The 19442-nt window shown below is 70.4% G+C and carries 17 protein-coding genes and 1 pseudogene; 10 read left to right on the forward strand and 8 right to left on the reverse strand.

The features are described from left to right. Positions 1-255: 255 nt before the first annotated feature. Complete coding sequence (locus tag H305_RS0108040; RefSeq protein ID WP_028799949.1) at positions 256-426, reverse strand: hypothetical protein; 171 nt, start codon at positions 424-426, stop codon at positions 256-258. A gap of 352 nt (positions 427-778) precedes the next feature. Between H305_RS0108040 and H305_RS0108045 the strand changes: the two genes are divergently transcribed. Together H305_RS0108045 and H305_RS0108050 are read left to right on the forward strand one after the other, a co-directional pair. After that, positions 779-1204, forward strand: a complete 426-nt coding sequence (locus H305_RS0108045) for a DUF3592 domain-containing protein (protein WP_028799950.1) — start codon at positions 779-781, stop codon at positions 1202-1204. A gap of 109 nt (positions 1205-1313) precedes the next feature. Beyond that, on the forward strand, positions 1314-2033 hold the full coding sequence (locus H305_RS0108050) for a DinB family protein (protein ID WP_028799951.1): 720 nt from the start codon (positions 1314-1316) through the stop codon (positions 2031-2033). 120 nt (positions 2034-2153) lie between these two features. Here the strand turns inward: H305_RS0108050 and H305_RS0108055 are convergent, their stop codons facing one another. After that, positions 2154-2516 carry a hypothetical protein gene (locus H305_RS0108055; protein WP_028799952.1) on the reverse strand — a complete coding sequence of 121 codons (363 nt, stop codon included), beginning with the start codon at positions 2514-2516 and terminating at the stop codon, positions 2154-2156. A gap of 4 nt (positions 2517-2520) precedes the next feature. Beyond that, the gene (locus H305_RS49275; RefSeq protein WP_051370427.1) at positions 2521-4713 is read right to left on the reverse strand and encodes a PP2C family protein-serine/threonine phosphatase; all 2193 of its coding nucleotides are present in this window, start codon (positions 4711-4713) and stop codon (positions 2521-2523) included. Between the two features lie 259 nt (positions 4714-4972). Here H305_RS49275 and H305_RS49280 point away from each other — a divergent pair, with 259 nt between their 5' ends. Further along, entirely contained in the window at positions 4973-5389 is a 417-nt protein-coding gene (locus H305_RS49280) for a hypothetical protein (protein WP_158690492.1), read from the forward strand. Positions 5390-6158: 769 nt separating this feature from the next. After that, positions 6159-7328, forward strand: a complete 1170-nt coding sequence (locus H305_RS0108075) for an alanine--tRNA ligase-related protein (RefSeq protein WP_028799954.1) — start codon at positions 6159-6161, stop codon at positions 7326-7328. 39 nt (positions 7329-7367) lie between these two features. Here H305_RS0108075 and H305_RS0108080 read toward each other — a convergent pair whose 3' ends face one another. From H305_RS0108080 to H305_RS49285, 3 genes and pseudogenes are all read right to left on the reverse strand, one after another. Next, the gene (locus tag H305_RS0108080; RefSeq protein ID WP_028799955.1) at positions 7368-8009 is read right to left on the reverse strand and encodes a hypothetical protein; all 642 of its coding nucleotides are present in this window, start codon (positions 8007-8009) and stop codon (positions 7368-7370) included. Between the two features lie 157 nt (positions 8010-8166). Beyond that, a pseudogene (locus tag H305_RS54520) lies at positions 8167-8358 on the reverse strand (aldehyde dehydrogenase family protein); the annotation flags it as partial. 200 nt (positions 8359-8558) lie between these two features. Beyond that, a complete protein-coding gene (locus tag H305_RS49285; RefSeq protein ID WP_158690493.1) occupies positions 8559-9290 on the reverse strand; it encodes a hypothetical protein in 732 nt (243 codons plus the stop codon). Between the two features lie 296 nt (positions 9291-9586). On the opposite strand from H305_RS49285, the gene H305_RS0108090 reads away from it, so the two are divergent. The 3 genes from H305_RS0108090 (at position 9587) to H305_RS0108100 (ending at position 12567) form a co-directional block, all read left to right on the forward strand. Beyond that, entirely contained in the window at positions 9587-9904 is a 318-nt protein-coding gene (locus tag H305_RS0108090) for a WhiB family transcriptional regulator (protein ID WP_028799956.1), read from the forward strand. A gap of 252 nt (positions 9905-10156) precedes the next feature. Further along, entirely contained in the window at positions 10157-11860 is a 1704-nt protein-coding gene (locus tag H305_RS0108095) for a Stk1 family PASTA domain-containing Ser/Thr kinase (protein ID WP_028799957.1), read from the forward strand. Positions 11861-12081: 221 nt separating this feature from the next. Beyond that, positions 12082-12567 (forward strand): MarR family winged helix-turn-helix transcriptional regulator, encoded by a 486-nt coding sequence (locus H305_RS0108100; RefSeq protein ID WP_028799958.1) that lies wholly within the window; start codon positions 12082-12084, stop codon positions 12565-12567. 74 nt (positions 12568-12641) lie between these two features. Here H305_RS0108100 and H305_RS0108105 read toward each other — a convergent pair whose 3' ends face one another. Further along, complete coding sequence (locus H305_RS0108105) at positions 12642-13292, reverse strand: FMN-dependent NADH-azoreductase (protein ID WP_028799959.1); 651 nt, start codon at positions 13290-13292, stop codon at positions 12642-12644. 140 nt (positions 13293-13432) lie between these two features. On the opposite strand from H305_RS0108105, the gene H305_RS0108110 reads away from it, so the two are divergent. After that, positions 13433-14098 (forward strand): nitroreductase, encoded by a 666-nt coding sequence (locus tag H305_RS0108110; protein ID WP_028799960.1) that lies wholly within the window; start codon positions 13433-13435, stop codon positions 14096-14098. A gap of 12 nt (positions 14099-14110) precedes the next feature. Here the strand turns inward: H305_RS0108110 and H305_RS44945 are convergent, their stop codons facing one another. Continuing rightward, a complete protein-coding gene (locus H305_RS44945; protein ID WP_051370430.1) occupies positions 14111-15325 on the reverse strand; it encodes an ABC transporter permease in 1215 nt (404 codons plus the stop codon). Between the two features lie 359 nt (positions 15326-15684). On the opposite strand from H305_RS44945, the gene H305_RS0108120 reads away from it, so the two are divergent. Together H305_RS0108120 and H305_RS0108125 are read left to right on the forward strand one after the other, a co-directional pair. Further along, positions 15685-16296, forward strand: a complete 612-nt coding sequence (locus H305_RS0108120) for an FMN-dependent NADH-azoreductase (RefSeq protein WP_028799961.1) — start codon at positions 15685-15687, stop codon at positions 16294-16296. 268 nt (positions 16297-16564) lie between these two features. Continuing rightward, positions 16565-19387, forward strand: coding sequence for a helix-turn-helix transcriptional regulator (locus H305_RS0108125; RefSeq protein WP_028799962.1), 2823 nt, complete (start codon positions 16565-16567; stop codon positions 19385-19387). Positions 19388-19442: the final 55 nt, after the last annotated feature.

Genomic DNA, 19442 nt, shown 5'->3' on the forward strand with positions numbered 1-19442 from the left:
CGTTTTCTCAGGCGGGCGGGTGCCCCTCGATTCGGACCTCACACCGTCACGTCGCGAGGAATACGGATGGCCGGATGCGCTGTGCTGCAGACCACGGTTGCGGTTGTCACGGTCATCCTCCGGCCGCCAACCACGACTCCCCCGAACCGGCGGGACCAGCACGTGTATTCGGGCGCTCGGGCGACGGAGGACGGGTGGGCCCCGACGACACGGCGTCGGGGCCCACCCGTCCTGGTGAACGCTGCTCCGGCCCGCCTACCAGCGGTACCAGCGACCCCGCTTGCCGCCGCTGCCCGCAGGACGGACCACGAAGCCGAGGAGCCACACGACCAGCACGACGACAGCGATCCACCACAGGGCCTTGAGCGCGAAACCGGCACCGAAAAGGATCAGGGCAAGCAGAAGAACGAGAAGAACAGGAACCATTGTTATCAACCTCCGAGCCCTCGTGTGCCCTGCGGAAGGCTCTCCACTCCTGCGGATCTCATGGATTTCGACGGAGTCCGCGACGACGAAAATCTCCGCACGTCAGATTCCCGGTTTGAAGAAGCCGAAAAGGGTTACGGGGCCGCGGAGACGCCCCCGCGATTCAGCCGGGGTGGCGGAATCAGCCCGGTCCCGTCGTCGTGAACACCGGTCGGCCTGCACACAGTCGGGTCGCCGCGACGGCTCCCGACCCGGTCGGTCCGGGGCAGCCGAGTGTGAAGGTTGGTGTGAGGTCGGTTGCCACGGCCAGGTCACGCGCAACCGGCAACCTCACGGACGCGTCGCAGAACACATGGAACGCGAATGGCTCTTCTCTCTCATCCCGCTGACGGTCGGCGTGGTCTTCCTCGGCCTCGGCGTGTATGGACTCCGCCGGGCCGGCGTGCTGCGTCGCACGGGGGTCACCGTAGAGGGCCGGATCGTGCGCCACGATGTCAGGCGGAACGACGAAGGCGGCACGTTCTACCACCCGGTCGCGGCCTGGACGACCGGCGACGGGCGCGACTGCGCGTACTCGTCCAGGCTCGGCCGCGGGTCCGTCCGGGCCGGCTTCGGCGTGGGGGCCGTCGTCACGGTCCGGTACGACCCGACCGATCCGCGCCGGTTCGCGATCCAGGGTTGGGACACAGCAGCGGTCGACCTGTTGTTCACCGTGCTGGGATCGGTGTTCACCGCGGGCACGCTGGTGGTGTTGCTCGTCCGGCTGCTCACCCTCTGACCGCAACGGAACGGTGGGCGGGGAAATGGGTCGCCTCCCCCTGCGCCGAGCCGCTAACTTCCGCCTGAGCGGGGCGAGACGGGGACGCGAGGGCGAAGGGGAGCCAGACATGCAGTCCGAGGGCGCACGGACCGGTCGGCTGGGCCTGTTGCTCGACCAGTTCGACCGTGCCAGGGAGATGGCACAGGTTCGGCTGACCGGGCTCGGCGACGAGGAGTACCTGTGGGAGCCGGTGCCCGATTGCTGGTCGATCCGGCGGCGGGGCGAGGCGACGACTCCGAGGGCGTTCGGACCGGGCGAGTGGGTGCTCGATCTGGGCGCCCCGGACATCCCGGCCAACGAGTACGCGGAGGTTGTCCGGCAGGCGGCGGGCGGCATGACCGTCGCCAAGATCGCCGCGGACTGGAGCGTGAGTGTCGAGCGGGTCGAGCAGATCCTCGCCCACACCGGTGCGCCGGAGCCCGACGAGACGCGGGTCACGACCATCGCCTGGCGGTTGGGGCACCTGCATTACGGCTTCGCGGGCGGATGGGAGTGGACCTTCGGCGAACGGCGGCGGGATCCGAAGCTGCTCGTCGACTTCACACCCTCGGCCGCCGTGACGCTCGATCGGTTCTGGGCGCTGCTCGACCGCTGGCGCGACAGCGTCGCCACCGTCACCGAGGAGCAGCTCGACACGGTCGGCTTCTCGCAGTACCCGTACGGCTCCGACCCCGACGACCCGTACGTCGACGTGCTGTCGGGGGCCAACCTCGAACTCATCCACCACATGGCCGAGATCGCGGTGCTCCGCGACCTGTGGCGGACTCGCTTCACCCCGGCCGGTTAGGCCCGGCCCGGAGTTCCCGGCGCACCCGGGCCCGGGCGATGTCGGGCCCGGGACGGCGTCGCTGCGACAGGGCCGACAGGGCGCCGAGCCGCAGACCGTTGCGACGCCGGCCGGTACGGCTCAAGGGCGTGGCCACAGCCACTGACGCGCGGAGTCCAGTGTCACGTCGACGTCGTCGCTCCATGAGCAGACCTCCAGCCATGACAGGTAGCCGCCCCGCGCGAAGGCCAGGACCTCGCCGGGGCACTCGCCGGTCCCGGTGACGAGCTGCGCTCCGGCCGCCACGACCGTGCCGGGGCCGGTGGGGGCGGGCATCACCTCGCCGGGGTCGAGGTCGAAGTAGGCGGTACCGCAGCCGCAGGAGCAGCGCTCGCGCACACTGAGGTGGAGAATCTGCCGGCGGAGCGCGGCATGAACGGGGTCGTCCGAGTCCAGAACGGCAGCCAGCACGTCGGCCACGTCGGACGGTGGATTCTCGGCCATTCCGTCACCGTATCCGAGCGGTGCCTCGGGTTCCGTCCGAAGCCGGCCCGGCGCCGCGCGGGCGGTCGGCGGTGCCGTTCCTGCTCGCATTGTTGCGGCTGTCCGCCCGGGAGTTGTTGTGGCGGCGGACCAGGAGTGCGCCGCAGTCGTCGACCGGACGGGCGCCTGCCAGGCAGTGTGAGGTGATGTGCTGCAGGGCTGCCTCGGCGGGAAGGGACGCCGCCTGTTCCAAGGCTTCGTCGAGAAGAGCGTGGGCCTCGGCCGGATCGGTGCCGGGCCGGTCGGTGAGTCCGTCGGTGTGCAGCAGGAGTTGGGTGTTCTCGGGAAGCCGGTGCGGGGTGGAGCGGTAGGTGCCCTCCGCGAAGATGCCGAGGGGGAGGCCGACACCGGTGATGAGCTCGTGCGATCCGCTGCCGGGGGAATGGAGGAGGGGGCTGGGGTGGCCTGCCGAGGCGCAACTCAGGTCGCCGGTCGCGGGGTCGAGGAGAATCAGACAGCAAGTGGCGGTGCGAGCGCGCTCAGGATCGTTGTCGTTGTCCTCCGTCAGCAGCCGGTTGGTGTGGTGCAGCAGTTCGGCCGGGTCCTCGGTGAGGGCCACGTAGGCGCGGATGGCGGTGCGCAGTCGGCCCATCAACGAGGCGGCCTGGGTGTCGTGTCCCTCGATGTCGCCGATGCCGAGAAGGAGCCGTCCGCTGCTGGTGGTGTAGGCGTCGTACCAGTCGCCTCCCGCGTGGGCGCCCGATGCGGCGGGGAGGTAGGAGGCGGCCAGCTCGATGCCCGTCAGGTGGGGCAGCGCGGTGGGAAGCAGGCCCTTCTGCAGCTCGACGGCGCGTGCGTGCTCGGTGTCCCAGGCGCGGCAGCGGTCCAGGGCGCGTCCGAGCAGTCCGGCGGCCGCGATGAGCAGGGCGTGGTCCTCGGGGGTGAACGCGTGGGGCCGGGTGAAGGACAGCAGGCAGGCGGCGGGGCGGGCATCCGGTGCGGACAGCGGGATCGGCAGTGCGGCCCAGGCCTGCCGGTCCAGGCGGGGCGACAGGTCGGCGTAGTGGGGGTAGGCCGATACGAGTTCGTCGGGGGAGGCGATGAACACGGCTCGGTGCTCGCGCAGTGCGTCGGTGAGGGGCGCGCTCGCGCTCAGTTCGAGGGTGCGGAGCATCTCCATGTGGTGCGGCTGCTGTCCGTGGCTGGTCAGTATGTGCCAGTGCTGGTCGGCGGCCTCGGCGAGGACGATGGCGTCGGCGCCGAAGACGGCCAGTACGTCGCAGGTGGCCGCGGCCAGTTCGCTGGTGCTGCCGGCCGAGGCGCAGGCGGAGGCGAGTGCGCGCATCTGCTCCGCGCTGCGGATCTGCCGGTGCATGCGCTCCTCGCGCCACGCGGCATTGTCGGCATCACGGGTGATGTCGGTGACATGGCCGGTGAGTACCACCCGATCCGCCACCTCCGTACTGCGGGAGCAGCGGGCCTGCATGACGTGCAGTCCGTCGAAGCCGACGACGCGGTAGATGACTTCATAGGTGCCGGGCTCCTGCCGCAATTGGTGCAGGAGCCGCTCGGCCTGTGGCAGATCCGCCTGTGGCAGCGCCGCCAGAGCCGCGGACAGCGGATGCCGGCCCGGTCCGGGAAGGCCGTGGATGGTGGCGAAGACACGGTCGCAGGTGATGTCCTGTCCGGTGAGGTCGAGTGTGAAGGCGCCGCGTTCGACCTCGCGCAGCTGCGGGAGAACGTCGGGCTGTCCGGGGCTCGGCAGCTCGGCCAGCACGGCGGCGACCTCATCGGCGACAGCGCACAAAAACGTTTGCTCTACGTGTGTGAACGGTGTCGGTCCCGGTCGCAGCACCACGAGAGCGCCGAGCGACTTGCGCAGGGGGAGTGCCGCGGCCGCCGCCGGGGCGTCGGCCTCCGGGATCGGGTAGGGGCGTTCTTGGCCGTGCCCCGTCCAGACGTGACCCAGTGCGGCCAGACAGATCGGCCAGCTCTCCGACCGTGCCAGGGGGCGCAGCGGAGGTTCCCACACCGAGGGAAGCCCGCTGATGCCGCACGGGAACAGATGGGCGCCGTCGTCCTGGGCCGGCATCAACGCCCAGCCCACCACCCCCAGCCAGGCGCACGAGCCGGCCAGTGCGGCCGACATCTCCCAGGCACTGCAGACCTGGCGGAGCGCCGCCCGTACGCGGTCCAGTGCATCAGAGGGAATGGTCATGACGGTGCCTCCCACTGCCGGACCTGTCAGAAGCACGACGTTAGATCCTGTGTGAGAGGGAGCGGGAGAGAAGCCCACAAGCGCCCCGCTATGCAAGACCTTGAACGTTCATGATCAGTGTTGCGTAGTCGGCTCGAAGACCCTCATCGGGATCATCGGCGGCCAAGTCTGCTTCTCTGGAGTGAAGTTGATGTTCTGAAGTGCATGTGAAACGTATGATGATATTGAGTCATGCATGTCGCGGAGTGACAAAGGGGAAGTGTCTGTGCGCCTGATCGCTAGAGTTGCCGCCACAGTTCTGGCCGCCTGCACCGCCATCGGATTCGCCGCGTCCTCGGCCCAGGCCGACGACCCGGTCGCGGGGATCTACGTCGACCAGACGTGGCACAAGGGTGGTTACTGCGAGTTCCAGCCCTACGGCGAGCACCTCCTCGTCAAGGACCGGGACGCCGACGGTCACTCCGCCGTCGCGGAACTGACCGTGGACGGGTACGGGACGTACTACTACTGGAACAGCAATGGAAGCGGCACGACCCGCGATGTCGACCTCGACTTCGCCGAGGATCACCATGTGACGCTCCGCTGCCTGCTCGGTGACTGGAAGGGCACGCCCACCGGCGGGATCATCTGGGACAGCTACGACCACATGCTGGAGTGGGTCACCACCTGGACCTGAGGTGTGCGGTGCGGCCCGCTGCACCGCGGACACGGGAGAGCCGGACTCGGAACCCGTGATGTCCGGCCTCTCCAGGAGCGGATCGGCTCTCTGCCCCCTCGAACGGCTCGGTGCTCCGCTTCAGTGCTGCGGCCGTGCGGGCACCTTGGGGGGAGAGGAACACCTCCGGCACGTCGCCGCCCCCGTCGTGCAGGCCCGCGACGACGGCTCTGCCGATCTCGCCCACTCCGGCGATCCCGATGCGCTTCATTGCTTCCACTCCTTCGTACGTGGTGGCCTACGGACCCGCCCCATGGACCTCTACGTGCCATGGGACGGGCCACGACCGCGGTCACCGTCGCCAGACCCACTGCGATCCGCCCGTCACCCGCGGAGTCGGCCGGAGTCGCCGGTCCTCAGCATGCCGGGAGTGGTGCCGCAGGCCGAGGCCGCGTGCGCGGAGATCCTCGACTTCCTCAGCGGCGGGGCGAGCCCGGTCAGGCCGTCGGCGTACGGGGGCGAGAGCGCGCGGCGATATTCGGATGCCTCGGGGACATGGGGGCGTTATCGTCGTCCGCATGAACGTCACCGGCCGAACCATCACCGCGACCGCGCGAGCGACCAGCTCGCCGGTTGCCGCCGCCTGACCTTCTCTCTCCACCGGCGACCGGACACGGACCGTCGGTGGTTCCCCGGCGCTTCGGCGCCGTTTGGTTCTCGACCCGGCGTGACGACCCTCGCGGTCCCGTGGTCCGGTGCCTCCCCGCTGCGACGCGTAGGAGCCACACCCATGGACACGGAACATATCGTCCGCACATTCGTCGAGTACTTCGAGGAGCGAGGCCATCGCCGGATCACCGGCTCGACGCTGCTGCCACCGCCGGGCGACCCGGTGCTGTTCACCACCGCCGGTATGCATCCCCTCACCCCCTATCTGGAGGGCCGCCCCCATCCGCTGGGCAGACGGCTGGTCAATGTGCAGCGCTGTCTGCGCACCACGGACCTCGACGAGGTCGGCGACGCCACCCATCTGACCGTCTTCGAGATGCTCGGAACCTGGTCACTGGGCGACTACGACGGCCCGTCGAGCCTCGACTGGGGGTACCGGCTGCTCACGGAAGGGCTGGGTGTGGACCCCGGCCTGCTGCATGCCACCGTCTTCGGCGGCGACGACCAGGTCGGACCGGACACCGATTCCCTGCGCCTGTGGCAGGACCTCGGCGTTCCGGTGGAGCTCACGGTGGAGGACAACTGGTGGTCCAACGGCCCCGTAGGCCCGTGCGGGCCCGACTCGGAGATCTTCATGTGGACCGGTGACACACCGCCCGAGTCGACGCCGACCCAGGACGACCGGTGGGTCGAGGTGTGGAACCACGTGATGATGCGTCATCGCCGGCAGGAGGACGGTCTCCTCGTGCCGCTTCCGCAGCCCAACATCGACACCGGGCTCGGCCTTGAGCGACTGGCCTCGCTGCTCCAGGGCAAGTCGTCGGTGTTCGAGTGCGACGTCTTCGACCCCTGGCGCCGTCTCGTCCCGGACCTGTGGCCACTGGACGAACCGTCGCTCCGCCTCGTCCACGACCACCTGCGCTCGGCCGTCGTCGTCATCGGCGACGGGGTGCGCCCGTCCAACACCGGGCAGGGCTACGTACTGCGCCGCCTGGTCCGACGGGTCCTCACCACCCTTTGGCGGGACGACACGACGCGCGGTCTCGGAGACCTGCCGCTCGAGCTGGTGTCGCACACCCTGGACCACTTCCACCAGGACGTGGAACCCGGTCATGTGCGCCGCCTGCTGCTGGAGGAGGAGCGCCGGTTCGGCCGTCTCCTGGAGCGCGGCCGCAGCGTGCTCGCCCGCCCCCGCTTCCAACGGCCTTTGGGAGAGGAGGACTTCCACTACCTGCACGACACCCACGGGCTGCCGCGTGATCTGGTGATGAACCTGCGTCAACAGCCCTAGCAGCCCTGCGAGTTAGGACGGCGCTCACTCGTGCGAGGCCTACGGGATCGACGGTCCCGTAGGCGCGGGCAGGTCGAGGGCGCGGCCGAGCGCGGAGATCACGGGGGAGACGTGGTCGGGGAGGTGCAGCGCGACCCAGGCGGCGGCTAGCCGGAGGAAGTCGTCCAGGTCGCGCTCCGCGCCGGCGAGCAGGCGGCGCAGGTCGCCGACGGGCACGTCGATCACCGCGCTGCTCTCGTCCTCGGCGTCCACCGTCAACCGCACGGTGTCACCGTCGCGTTCGGCGAGCGGAGAGGGATCGTGACCGAAGCAGGCCCAGCCGTCGCCGTCGAGCACCTCGTGCCAGTCGCGCCGCTCGTCCAGCCCGTTGCAGCAGCCCGGCAGCAGCGTGACGCCGGTCGCGGTGTCCGTGATCCGCAGGCCGCCGGACGCGAAGAGGTCGTCCATGGTGATCAGGCCGTGCAGGAAACCCCCGAGGGGATCGGCGGGCCGAGGCGAGCGGCTGTCGTCCCCGGGTTCGACGTTGTTGCAGTCGGCGATGCTCATCACCGCGGTGCCCACCTCGGCAGGAGTGAGCCCGCCGCTGAGCGGAAGGAAGGCATACGGCCGGGTCCCGTCGACACGCCACAGGGTGAAGCCCTCGGGGGCGTGGACCTCCAGGACGGGCTGCAGAACGATCACGCCAGAGTGTGCGGCACGTCCGCTCGCCCCGCAACGCGTTTCCTGCGCGGCACGTCCGCTCCGCAGGGCGGTTCCCGCACGGTACATCTGCTCCGCAACGCGGTCGACGACGCCCACGCGGACGGCAGCCGCGAAGCTCTGCGCGTCGTCCGCCGACCGCCGTGGAGCCGGAGAAGGAGACCGCTGCCACCCGGGTGTCGCGCACCAGCGCCTCGCCGGCCGCCGCGCCGGTGCCGTGCACCACGTCGAGCACCCCGGCGGGCAGCCCGGCTCGGACCAGGGTCTCGGTGAGACGGTGGGTGGAGAGCGGGGATCTTGCCCTCATCCCCGCCCAGTTCGCAGGCGGCATGAGTCCGGCCCGGTGCAGGGAGGGATCCGCAGGTCAGTGCGGTGCGGCCCGACGGCGCGGACGCCGCCCCGGCGCGGACCGGGGCGGCGGTGAGGGCCGGGTGCGTGGCGGAGTCGATGCCGCTCAAAGCGTGGCGAGCTGGGGAATCGCGCCAGGAATCGGCCCAGGTCCGGGCGACGCCGGGAATGGTCGGGCAGGCGTCAGCGGTCGTCGGCTTCCCGCTGTACCTCGGCCACGTTCACGTCCTCGGTCTCCGGTACCCCGAACGGTTCGACGGTCACCCCGCCGTCGGTCAGGGTGACCTCCAACGCCAACTGGTTGCCCATCATGCGCAGGTCCAGCCTTGCCCGGGGCGCGCCCGCACGGTCCGGCATCCGGTGGATCCGCGACGCCGGGTAGTCCATGCCCATGAGCTTCTCGCGCATCGCCTGGTAGCCGGTCGTCCTCGCGCTCTCGAACGCCTCGCGGACGCGCTGCGCGTGCTCGCTGCCCATGCACTGGTCGATGCCGGTCAGGGGCACCTCCTCGACCGGCCCGTGCCTGGTGGAGTCCGGGCTCGTCGTCGCGGGAGCGGGATCATCCACGGGAACGGGTATGTCGCCCTCCTCGTTCGGAGTCCCCGGCGGGGTCTCGCCCGGCCCGTATCTCGGAGTGGACGCCTCCTCCGCACCCGCCAGATCCTCCGGCTCGGGTACGTCGTCATTGCCGCCGGAGGAGTCGGGGGCGCAGGTGTCCATGACGCGGGCCAGCAGCCCGAGGAAGCGGATCTCCGGATCGCTGCTGTCCGACAGGGCGTCTCGTCGCGCCGTCGCCGAGACGGTGCTGCCCGCGGGGGTCTGATCGGCGGAAGCGTTCAACCTGCCGCAGCCGGACAGGACCAGGCAGCCGAGGGCGGTCACCAGCACGGGCTTCTGGAAAGACATGGATCGCATGCACGAAACATGCAGGATGCCGTTCATCGCGCACATGAGTACGGGTACTCACCTGTCCCTGAGCGCATACTCCAGTGCCTCGACGCGGCCGCTTCGTCGACGGCGAAGGCGTTCCCGCGACGGCGGATCGCCGCATAGCGCTGCCGCTCGCCGACGGCAAGTCCCGCTCACTCAAAGGTGTGGTGACCTACGCCAGGAGTTCGGATCGCGCTCGAACGACGTAGTGTCATATGCCTGCCGCCCGGGGTCGGGGGACGACTCGCGGGGGCGAACAGGGGAGAGGACGGCATCCGACGATGGCGGGCAGAGGCAGTGACTGGGGTGAACGGGGACTGTGCCGGACGGCCGACCCTGACGATCTGTTCGTCGAGGGCGCCGCACAACACCGCGCCAAGGCGCTGTGCAACGGCTGCACCGTACGCACCGAATGTCTTGCCTATGCGCTGGACCAGCGCATCGAGCACGGCGTGTGGGGAGGCATGACCGAGCGGGAGCGCCGCGCACTGCTGCGCCGCCGCCCCATGGTCTCCTCCTGGCGGCGTCTTCTGGAGACGGCGCGGGGGGAGCACGAGCACACGCAGGGCGCCGTGCCCGCTCGGCCCAGGGCGAGTTGACGTCCGGGCACAGGGGGGTGGATCGCCGGGCTTCGGCCGGAGCACGCGGTCCGCTCCTCGCTCGGCCGCCGACCGAGGCCGCGCGAAAGGGAATTGGCGTACGAAGTCGGTGCGGCCGGGCGCGCGGGTCCCGACGCCTCCGGGCGGGCAGCCGACGGGCGCTGCTCCCCGTATCATCATCGCTGGTCACGGCCTTGCAGCGGTTCCTGGTCCGGAGCTCGAGCGACGAAACGTGGCCGCTATCCTCCGCGTATGTCCCCAACTGCCGCGCAGCGCCTCCTGCGCGACGATCCGCGCACCGCTGACATCGCGGCCCGCGAGACCGTCGCACTTCCCCTCCGCAAGGCGGAAGCTCTGCTGCACACCCTGCGAGCCGGCGAGACGGTGCTGGCGCTCTACCACCAAGGGCTGGGGTACGCCGCGCTCACCGAGGAGGCACTCGTCCTGCTCGGCGGGGACGCGCCGACGCGGGTTCCCAGGCCCCTGACGATCCTGCGCACGGCGTACGGGGCGCAGCGACGTGTGGACCTGTCCGTGACGGGGCGACGCATCACGGTGTGGGGCTCGCAGCTCGATACGTCCGGCGAACTCGTCCAGCACGCCGGAAAACTGGTGTCCGACTCTCTCGCCGCTGATCCCCGCACCGCCTCGGCCGATGCCGACGAGAACATCTCGTTGCCGGACGACCACAAGAAGGTGCTGCTGGCGGAACTCGAACCGGACGAAGTCGTGCGGTCGCTCTACCACTGCGGCTGGGGCTATGCGGCGCTCACGGATCGCGGACTCATCCTTCTTCGCCCTCTGCTGACTCCCAAGGCGTCCCGGGCGCCGAAGCCCCTGCGGATCCAGCGGCGCGCCCACGGCCTTCTCGACCGCGTCGACATCGTCGTCGACGGCACGGTGCGCAAACTGCACGGATCGAAGATCGACCCCAAGGGAGAACTCCTCGAAGCCGTGGGGGACATCCTGCCCGCCGACGCTCCCGTGCGTTCCAACAGCAAGGCACGCTGGGTTATTTGGCTGCGCAGGCACCCCGTTCTCCTGGCCGCGGTCGTGGCCGGCACGCTCGTCTCAGGACTGAGTTCGGTCTCGAACGGACACGACGACCCGGCTCGGGCCGGGGCGGACACCTCGCTGGCCGTCCCCGACTTCAGCGGAGCCTCTGTCGCCGAAGCCGTCGCGGACGCCGAGGCGCACGCATGGCTGAAGGTGTCGGCGGCCGACGCCTCCTCCGCCTTCCGGCCGGTGAAGAACACCGCGTCCGGCTGGCAGGTCTGCTTCCAGACTCCATCGCGAGAGGAAACGGTCCGCCCGTCCGTGCGCACGCTGACGCTCTACGCGGTGCCGAGGCAGGAGGTGTGCCCGGCACAGCTCCTCGGCCCGCGCCGAGTCGCCATGCCGGACCTCGTCGGCAAGAGCCTCGAGGAGGCCGTCCGCGCCCTGGAGGCCCTCGACCTCGATCACCCGGCGATGCGGCACGCGTACACCGACAAGCGCCTGGAGAGCGGCTCCCACGACCTCGACCAGTGGCACGTGTGCCGTCAGCAACCGGAGTCCGGCACCGCGGTTCTGGTCTCGACTCAGGTCGGCCTGTGGCTGATCGACCCCGGTGCCCCCTGCACCCGGCCGAGCCCCGTACCGACACCGAAACCCAAGCCGAAGCCGAAGCCCCGCCCCGAGCCGTCCCACGGTTCTATCGAGGGCGGCGCCATGACCGGAGGCGGCGCGAGCGCCGGCCCGACCGGCAGCGGTGGCTCGACCAGTGGCGGCTCGACCCGTGGTGGCTCCTCCAGCACGTCAGGCGGGACTGCGGGCGGTTCCGGCAGCCAGTCCGGCATCCAGTTCGGGCAGTACTGCTCTCCCGTGGGCGCCACCGCGACCACTGCCGACGGACGCCCCGCGAAGTGCTACATGGGCAAGGACGGCCGGGCGCGCTGGGGTTACGACTCCAGGTGACATGAAGGCCTCGGCCGACGGGGCGCTCCGCCGACGCGATAGGCCGCCTCGCGCTCTTCACGACGGTGAATCGTGCGGCGACCGAGGCGCTGATCCGCGTGGCGGGCCTGTCGCAGCCGCCCGGGGCTCGTGGTCCGTGAGGCGACAGGGCGGAGGGGGGAAGGACCATTTGGTGTCAAGTGAGAACGTATTGAATGAATAGATGGCGGTAATGTGGCCTCATGACCGCTGATGTTCCTCACCGGACCACCTCCTCGCGCGCGACCGACCGCCCCGGAGACACCTCGCCTTTCGCTCTCGGGCTGCTGCTGCGACAGGCGCACTGGCGCGCGGCGTCGGTGATGACGGAGGCGCTTCGGCCGCTCGGCATCGAGTTGAGGCACTTTGCCGTACTGATCGTGCTGGTCGACCGCGGGCCCACGGTGCAGCGCGACTTGGCCTCGGCGACGGGGTCGGACAAGGCGGGGATCATGCGGGTCGTTGACGACCTGGAGCGTAAGGGGCTGGCCTTCCGCAAAGCCGTTCCGGGGGACAGGCGGGCGCGGGCAGTGGAGATCACTCCTGAGGGCGTCGAGCTCTTCGACGCGGCTCATGTGGCGGCGCCGCCGTTGGCCGAGCGTCTCGTGGCCGACCTGGAGCCCGGCGAGCCCGAGCTGTTGATGGACCTGCTGACCCGCTTCGCCTATCCCGCGGGCGGTCAGGCCTGACCGCCGCCGCGTGCCGCGACGACGCCGTGTGACGTCCCGGGGTGGGATGTCACACGGCGTCTGTGGTCCGGGCGTCAGGCGGCGAGGCGCTCGGCGAGTTCCTTGGCCTTGGCGCTCGCGTGCTCGAAGGCGCGCTTGCGGGAGGCCTCGTACAGGGGGAGCAGTCCGGACATGGCCGGGTTGCGGGGGGCCATGGTGAGTTCAGGGACGATGAAGTCGAGGGCCAGGCCGAGGGTGTTCTTGAGGACTGCCTCCAGGTAGTTCTGCACGAACTCGTAGCCCTCGCGCGGGGTGCCCGGTGCGTAGGAGCCGCCGCGGCTTGCGACGACGACGACCGGAGTGCCCTGGGCGGATGGGTTCTCGCCCGCGGTGCGGCCGACAAGGAGCACGTTGTCCAGCCATGCCTTGAGCGTCGACGGGATCGAGTAGTTGTACATGGGGGCGCCGATCAGGACGGCATCCGCCTGCTCCAGCTCCTCGATGAGTTCCAGGCGCGCGGCGAACGCGGCGGACTGCTCCGGGCTGTGCTCCGACGGGGTTGCGTATCCGGCGGACCAGGCGGCGGCGGTGATGTGCGGTACGGGGTCGGCGGCGACATCGCGGTAGATCACCGCGCCCTCCGGGTGCTGCTCCTCCCAGGCCTTGCGGAAGGCGGCCGCCACCGAGCGGGACGAGGAGGCCTCGCCGGGGAACACGGACGAGTCGATGTGCAACAGCGTGGTCATGACCTTCTCCAAATGAACGTCGCCCGAGGCCGTGAGCCGGGACGGAGACGCGTACTCGACCGAGATAGTATTGAATGATACCGTTGCAGACAATACAGTCGCGAGTGAGGGTGGTCACGGTGACCGAGGAGCACGGGTTAATGAACGTGTACGAGGCAGTCATGAGCCGACGGGCCGTGCGCGGATTCACGGACCGGCCCGTCTCGAAGGAAGTGCTTGAGCGCGTGCTGTCCGCCGCGGCCTGGGCGCCGTCCGGATCGAACCTCCAGCCGTGGCGCGCATACATACTCACCGGCGCGCCGCTGGCCGAACTCAAGAAGCGCGCCGGCGAACGCCTGGTCGCGGGCGACCCCTGGGACGAGCCGGAGTACGAGCAGTACCCGGCCGCGCTGAAATCCCCGTACCGTCAGCGCCGGTCCGCCTTCGGCGAGCAGCGCTACGGCGCGCTGGGCATCGCGCGCGAGGACCTGGAGGCGCGCCAGCGGGCCGCCGCGGCGAACTGGGAGTGCTTCGGCGCGCCCGCCGCTCTGTTCTGCTACATCGACCGTGATCTGGGGCGGCCCCAGTGGTCCGACGTCGGCATGTATCTGCAGACCGTCATGCTGCTGCTCCGGGCCGAAGGGCTGCACAGCTGCCCGCAGATGGCGTGGGCGAAGTTCCACGGGACCGTCGCGAAGGTCCTGTCACCGCCGGACGAGCTCATGCTTTTCTGCGGCATGTCGATCGGGTTCGAGGACGGCACGGTGGATCAGGGCCGTACCGGCCGGGCGCCGCTCGGCGAGACGGTAACCTTCGTCGGCTTCTGACGCCGCCCGTCCTCAGTCGGCCGGCGTTCTGCCGGCGGACCGCTCGGCGAGGAAGGTCGCCGCCCGCGTCCTGTCCGATGCCGCCGGGAGCGTCGGTGGGGGAGGTGTTGCCCGGGGCGTTCCGATCGCGTGGGCGGGGCTTCCCCGGTGGGCGACGTGGAGGATCGCGGGGGAGGCGGCGAGCCTGTCCAGGCCGAGAATGGCCCCCATGCAGAGCAGGACCCAGGCCGCAAGGATGATCAGCCCGCTCTCGACGCCGTCGTTGTGGAAGTACGCCAGGCCGTTGAGTGCCCGCACGCCGACACCGGGCGGCATCACCGAGGCCAGTGGTTCCAGCCAGCCGGGCAGGAACGACGGTGGCAGGACTCCGCCGCTGGTCGCGTTGCCCATCACGAGCATGAAGATCGATCCCAGAGGGACGCCGAGCGGTCCGAAGAGGCGGATCAGCAGGACGGTTCCCGCCGCCACGGCGCCCGACATCAGTGTGACGATGCCCGCGATGCCCAGGACAGGGCCGGGGATGGCGCCGAAGGCCGCCCCTGCGACGAGGGCCGTGGCCAGGCCGCCGGCCACGGCGAAGAGCGTGAGGCTGCCCATGCGCTGGGTGAACGGAAGACGCGGCGCCACCTGGTAGGTCATCTGGCCGAAGAGAAAGCCCGCGAGAACCAGGCCGAAGGAGGCGTAGAACACCGAAAGCCCCCGGCTGTCTCCCGGAGCGAGCGGGACGATGTCCTCCAGATGGGCCTTCGGGCCGTCGACGCCGGGCTGGGGGCGGCCGAGAGGCGCCACCAGCGCCTGGACCGCGACTCCGTTCGCACCCGCGTACAGAAGGTGTGGCGCGGAACCCGTCTGCACGTAGGCCGCATAGACCTTGCGGTGCTCGACGGCCGACCTGGCCGCGGTCTCGCCGGAATAGCGCTCCACCTGGAAGGCGTCGGGCGCCGTCCGCTGCAGTCTCACGTCGAACAACGCCGCGTTCTTGTCGGACGCCACCACCGCGATGGGCAGTCGGTGGGCGGTGGGCGTGTGGAAGGCGGCGAGGAAGACACTGACGAACGCCAGACCCACGGTGAGCACCGTGATGACGGGTTTGAGAACGGCCGCCGAGCCGGTGAGGCCGGGCTTGTTCGGTGCGGCATCGGTCGGGATCGCCGCACGATGCCGGTGGCGCTCGCCGGGCTCGTGTCCGTCCATGGCTGCGGTGTCGCTGATGATCTCGTGGTGCACGGACTTCCTTCGAAAGGCGTCGACGGCCCGGGCGGCGGACGGCGGCCCGGGCAGTTCGTCACAGCATCGGAGGTCGGCGCCGGTCCCGGCATCACTCGTTCATGCGATTTCGCCCGGACGTTCCGCGGCCTCTCCGGGTGCGATCCGCATCACCCTGAGATAGATGGTTGAGGATTCAACTTATTCATGTACATTGAGATACGGAGGGCGCGGTCGAGCGCCACTCCCTGACCTCCGGGGTTCGCGGCCGCTGTCGCGGTGTACTCCCGGACAATCCCCTGCTCTCTGTGTTCGCACAGGCGGCGCATCTCCACATCCTCATTGTGGAGTGATCAATCCTGAATGTTGGGAAGAGACCCATGCCTCACCTGCTCCACATCGACTCCAGCTCGCGCGGTGCCGACTCCCTCACACGGCAGCTCGGCGCTCAGTACGTCGCAGCCTGGCGACGTACGAACCCCGAGGGCACCGTGGCCTACCGGGACGTCACCGAGGAAGTGCCGGACCTCGTCTCCGCGGACTGGGTCACCGGCGTCTTCGGCCCGTCCGAGCACCACACCCCGCAGACCAGGGCCGCCGTCGACGCGTCCGGGACGCTCATCGCCGAGGTTGAGGCCGCGGACGTGCTGGTGCTCGGGGTACCGATGTACAACTTCAGCGTTCCCGCCGCCTTCAAGGCCTGGATCGACCAGATCTGCATGGCCGGCCGCACCTTCGCCTATGACGAGAACGGCCCGCGCGGCCTGCTCGCCGGCAAGAAGGCGGTGATCGTCCGTGCGTCGGGCAGCGACTTCACCGATCCCGCGTTCGCCGCCCTGGACCACCACGCTCCCTATCTGCGGGGTGTCCTGGGCTTCATCGGCATCACCGACGTGGAATTCCTCTCGGTCAACGGACCGGGCCGCGAGCAGATCGAAGCGGGGCTGATCGAGGCCGATCGTGCCATCGCCGCATCGCTCGAGGTCCTCTGAGGCCGCCGGACACGGGAGGCCCGCCGGCGTGGCGGCCGAGAGAGCGCTGCTCCCGCAGAGCGCCTCCATCGACCGCCGCGCCCTGCCGGGTCCGGGTGACGGAGACGCTCCGGTCGCACCGTGTGCCCCAGATGTGCATCGCATGATCGTGTGATGCCCGGGCGGGCCGGGACCGCAGGCGGCGGCGGGCGCACAGCATGTGTGTGCGTTGCCCCTGCGCCGGTCACGCTGCAGTGTTGAGCGAAGTAGTCGTGGAACGGAGAAGCCGTTGTCCGACCGGCCACTGCGGGGGAGGGACACCGAGCTCGCCCGCGTACGGGATCTGCTGGACGGCGTCCCCCACGGACGTACCCGCGTGCTGTACGTGGAGGGCGCCTGCGGACTGGGCAAGACCCGGCTGCTCGCCGAGGCGGCGTCGCTGGCCACGGCTGCCGGCTTCGACGTGACGGAGACCCGGGCCGACGAGCAGAGCAGCTATCGGGTCATGGCGCCGTTGTTCGCCCTGCTGCACCGTCTCGGTGCCGACCGGGACGGTGGGGACGGAACAGCCCGCGATGCGACCGACCCGATGCTCCGCCACCATGTGCTGGAGTCGCTGGTACAAGAAGTCGAACGACGGGCCGGGCACACCCCGGTGGCGGTGCTCATGGACGACGTCCACTGGGCCGATTCGGCGACCCTGGCCGCGTTGCGCACACTGCCACGGCGGCTGGCAGGTTTCCCGGTGGCCTGGATCCTCGCCGCCCGGCCCACGTCGCGGCTCGCCGTCGCGCGGCCGAAGGACGATCCCGACACCGTGGTCCTGACCCTGGGCGCTCTCCCGGACAGCGCGGCAGCCGAACTGGCCGGTGACGTGCTCCGCGCGCCCGTGGACGACAGCTTCGCCGGTCTGCTCGCCACAGCCGGCGGAAACCCCTTCCTCCTCACCGAACTCCTTCGCGCAGCCGTCGCGGAGGGTCTGTGCTCCGTGTCGGGCGGCAGGGCCTCGATCGCCGCATCGGCTGCCGGCGACGCCGTGCCGAGCCTGCCCGAGGCCGTCGCGCGGCGTCTTGAGCGCATGCCGCCGGACATGACCGACCTGCTGTACGCGGCCTCCGTGCTCGGAGTCGACTTCGAGCTGTTCGACGTGGCCCGGCTGCTCGGGCGAGGCGTGGGACAGGTCCTGCGACCCGCGCAGGACCTGCTGCGCAGCGGCATGCTCATCGAGGCCGGCCCCAGGCTCGCGTTCCGCCACGATCTCGTGCGCCGGGCGGTCCACGACGGGATGGCACTGCCCCTGCGCAGAGCCATGCACCGGGAAGCCGCCGACACCCTGCTGGCCCTCGGCCGACAACCTGAAGACGTGGTGCGGCACCTACTGGCGGGTGCCGCGCCGGGCGACGTCGCGGCCGCGCGCATCCTGCGCGAAGCCGCTCAGGGCATGGTCGGCGTCGCACCGGACACGGCTGTCGAACTTGCCCTGGGGGCAGTCGGGTTGACACCGACATCGGATCCCCGGCGGGCCCGGACACTCATCGAGGCCGTGCAGACGCTCCGCGCCGCCCGGCGTACGCGTGAAGCTCTGGCCCTCGCGGACGAGGCCCTCGCGCTCGCGGTCACACCGACCGACGAGGCCTCCCTGCGGCTGACCGTCGCGGAGATCCACTTGTCGGCGGGACGGTACCCGGCAGCCCTGGACCAACTGGGCCAGGCACTGACGCTGCCCGATGTGCCGGCCGACCTGCGATTGACCCTGCTCAAGACCAAGGGCACCGCACATGCCTTCCTGGGGGAGATCGGCACCGCGGAGGCCATCGGACGCGACCTGGTGGACGCCGCCTACGAGGATCCCGATCCGTCCGTCGTGGCCGGCGCCATGCTCTTCCAGTCCCACACCGCACTGCTGCGCGGCCGGATCGCCCGAGCGGTCGATCTCGCGGAAGGAGCCGTCGAGCGCGCGGGACACGCGGCCCCTGGTGTTCCATTGCGGCCGTTGCGCCTGCCGGGGCTGTGGCTCGCCACCGTACTGACCTCGACCGAGCGGCTGACGGACGCGGAGACGCTGCTGCGCGAAGGGCAGGTGCAGGCGGAGGCCTCCGGTGCCCTGTGGTCCCTTCCCGCATGGCACACCCGATGCGCCTGCCTGCTTCTGGAGCGAGGCGAACTCGGAGACGCGGCAGCCGAGGCGGAGGCCGCTCTCACGGTCACGGAGGAACTGGAACTCGACACCGCCGACCGCACCGCCCACGCGGTGCTCGCCATGGTGGCGCTCCGGCAGGGCGACCTGACCCTCGCCGCGAGGCGCCTCGCCACCACGGACGGGACCACGCCGGGCGCGGCACCGCGGCCCGACCCCTGGACGGTGTGCGCCCGCAGCCTGCTCCTCGCAGCACAGGGGAACCCGACGGCCGCCGTGCGCGAAGGCGCGCGCTTCTACGAACAGGACGCCGCGGCAGACCTGTTGACGCTCCCTCCCGGACTGTGGCCCCAACTCGCCTCCGTGGCACTGCGTGCGAACGACCGGTCCCGGGCCGAGGCCCTTCTGACGACCCTGGAGCACTTGTCTCCGCGCGATGTGTTCGATCGCGCCGTGGCCGCCTCGGTCACACACGTCCGCGGACTGTTGCGGGCCGGCCCAGAAGCGTTGGAGCAGGCGGCGAAAGGACATGAACTGACCCAGCGGCCACTCGCCGCGGCCGATGCCGAGGAGGCGATGGCCGGCCGCGCCCTCGAAGAGGGCCGGCCGGGCGAAGCGGCCGCATCTCTCCAGCGGGCCCTGACCCGGGCGGTCGCCTGCAAGGCCACGGGAGACGTGCGGCGTCTGCAGGCACGACTGGACCAGGTGGGCCTCCGTTCCGAGTCCCACCGACGCCGCACCGCCGTGGCCTCATCGGGCTGGGAGAGCCTGACCACCTCCGAACTGCGGGTCGTCCAGCTGGTGACCGAAGGACTCACCAACCGGGCCGTGGCCGACCGGCTCCATCTGTCTCCGCACACCGTGAACTCACACCTGCGCCATGTCTTCGGCAAACTCGGTGTGAACACCAGGGTGGAACTGACCCGCATCGCCTCGGCGCACACATTTTCCGAGGAACCGTTCCAGCGGGAGTGACTGCGGCCGAAGACGCGGCGCCTCTCGGCACAGCGGCCCGTTCTTGCTCATACGA

This window comes from Streptomyces sp. 142MFCol3.1 (genome assembly GCF_000424945.1).
GTDB lineage: Bacteria > Actinomycetota > Actinomycetes > Streptomycetales > Streptomycetaceae > Streptomyces > Streptomyces siamensis.

Excerpts from the sequence above, each read along its gene's own strand:
- H305_RS49285 (WP_158690493.1), bottom strand. The coding sequence starts at position 9,290 with ATGCGATCCATGTCTTTCCAGAAGCCCGTGCTGGTGACCGCCCTCGGC.
- H305_RS0108105 (WP_028799959.1), bottom strand. The coding sequence starts at position 13,292 with ATGACCACGCTGTTGCACATCGACTCGTCCGTGTTCCCCGGCGAGGCC.
- H305_RS0108050 (WP_028799951.1), top strand. The coding sequence starts at position 1,314 with ATGCAGTCCGAGGGCGCACGGACCGGTCGGCTGGGCCTGTTGCTCGAC.
- H305_RS0108040 (WP_028799949.1), bottom strand. The coding sequence starts at position 426 with ATGGTTCCTGTTCTTCTCGTTCTTCTGCTTGCCCTGATCCTTTTCGGT.
- H305_RS49275 (WP_051370427.1), bottom strand. The coding sequence starts at position 4,713 with ATGACCATTCCCTCTGATGCACTGGACCGCGTACGGGCGGCGCTCCGC.
- H305_RS0108055 (WP_028799952.1), bottom strand. The coding sequence starts at position 2,516 with ATGGCCGAGAATCCACCGTCCGACGTGGCCGACGTGCTGGCTGCCGTT.
- H305_RS0108100 (WP_028799958.1), top strand. The coding sequence starts at position 12,082 with ATGACCGCTGATGTTCCTCACCGGACCACCTCCTCGCGCGCGACCGAC.
- H305_RS0108110 (WP_028799960.1), top strand. The coding sequence starts at position 13,433 with ATGAACGTGTACGAGGCAGTCATGAGCCGACGGGCCGTGCGCGGATTC.
- H305_RS0108120 (WP_028799961.1), top strand. The coding sequence starts at position 15,685 with ATGCCTCACCTGCTCCACATCGACTCCAGCTCGCGCGGTGCCGACTCC.
- H305_RS0108075 (WP_028799954.1), top strand. The coding sequence starts at position 6,159 with ATGGACACGGAACATATCGTCCGCACATTCGTCGAGTACTTCGAGGAG.
- H305_RS0108095 (WP_028799957.1), top strand. The coding sequence starts at position 10,157 with ATGTCCCCAACTGCCGCGCAGCGCCTCCTGCGCGACGATCCGCGCACC.
- H305_RS0108090 (WP_028799956.1), top strand. The coding sequence starts at position 9,587 with ATGGCGGGCAGAGGCAGTGACTGGGGTGAACGGGGACTGTGCCGGACG.
- H305_RS0108045 (WP_028799950.1), top strand. The coding sequence starts at position 779 with ATGGAACGCGAATGGCTCTTCTCTCTCATCCCGCTGACGGTCGGCGTG.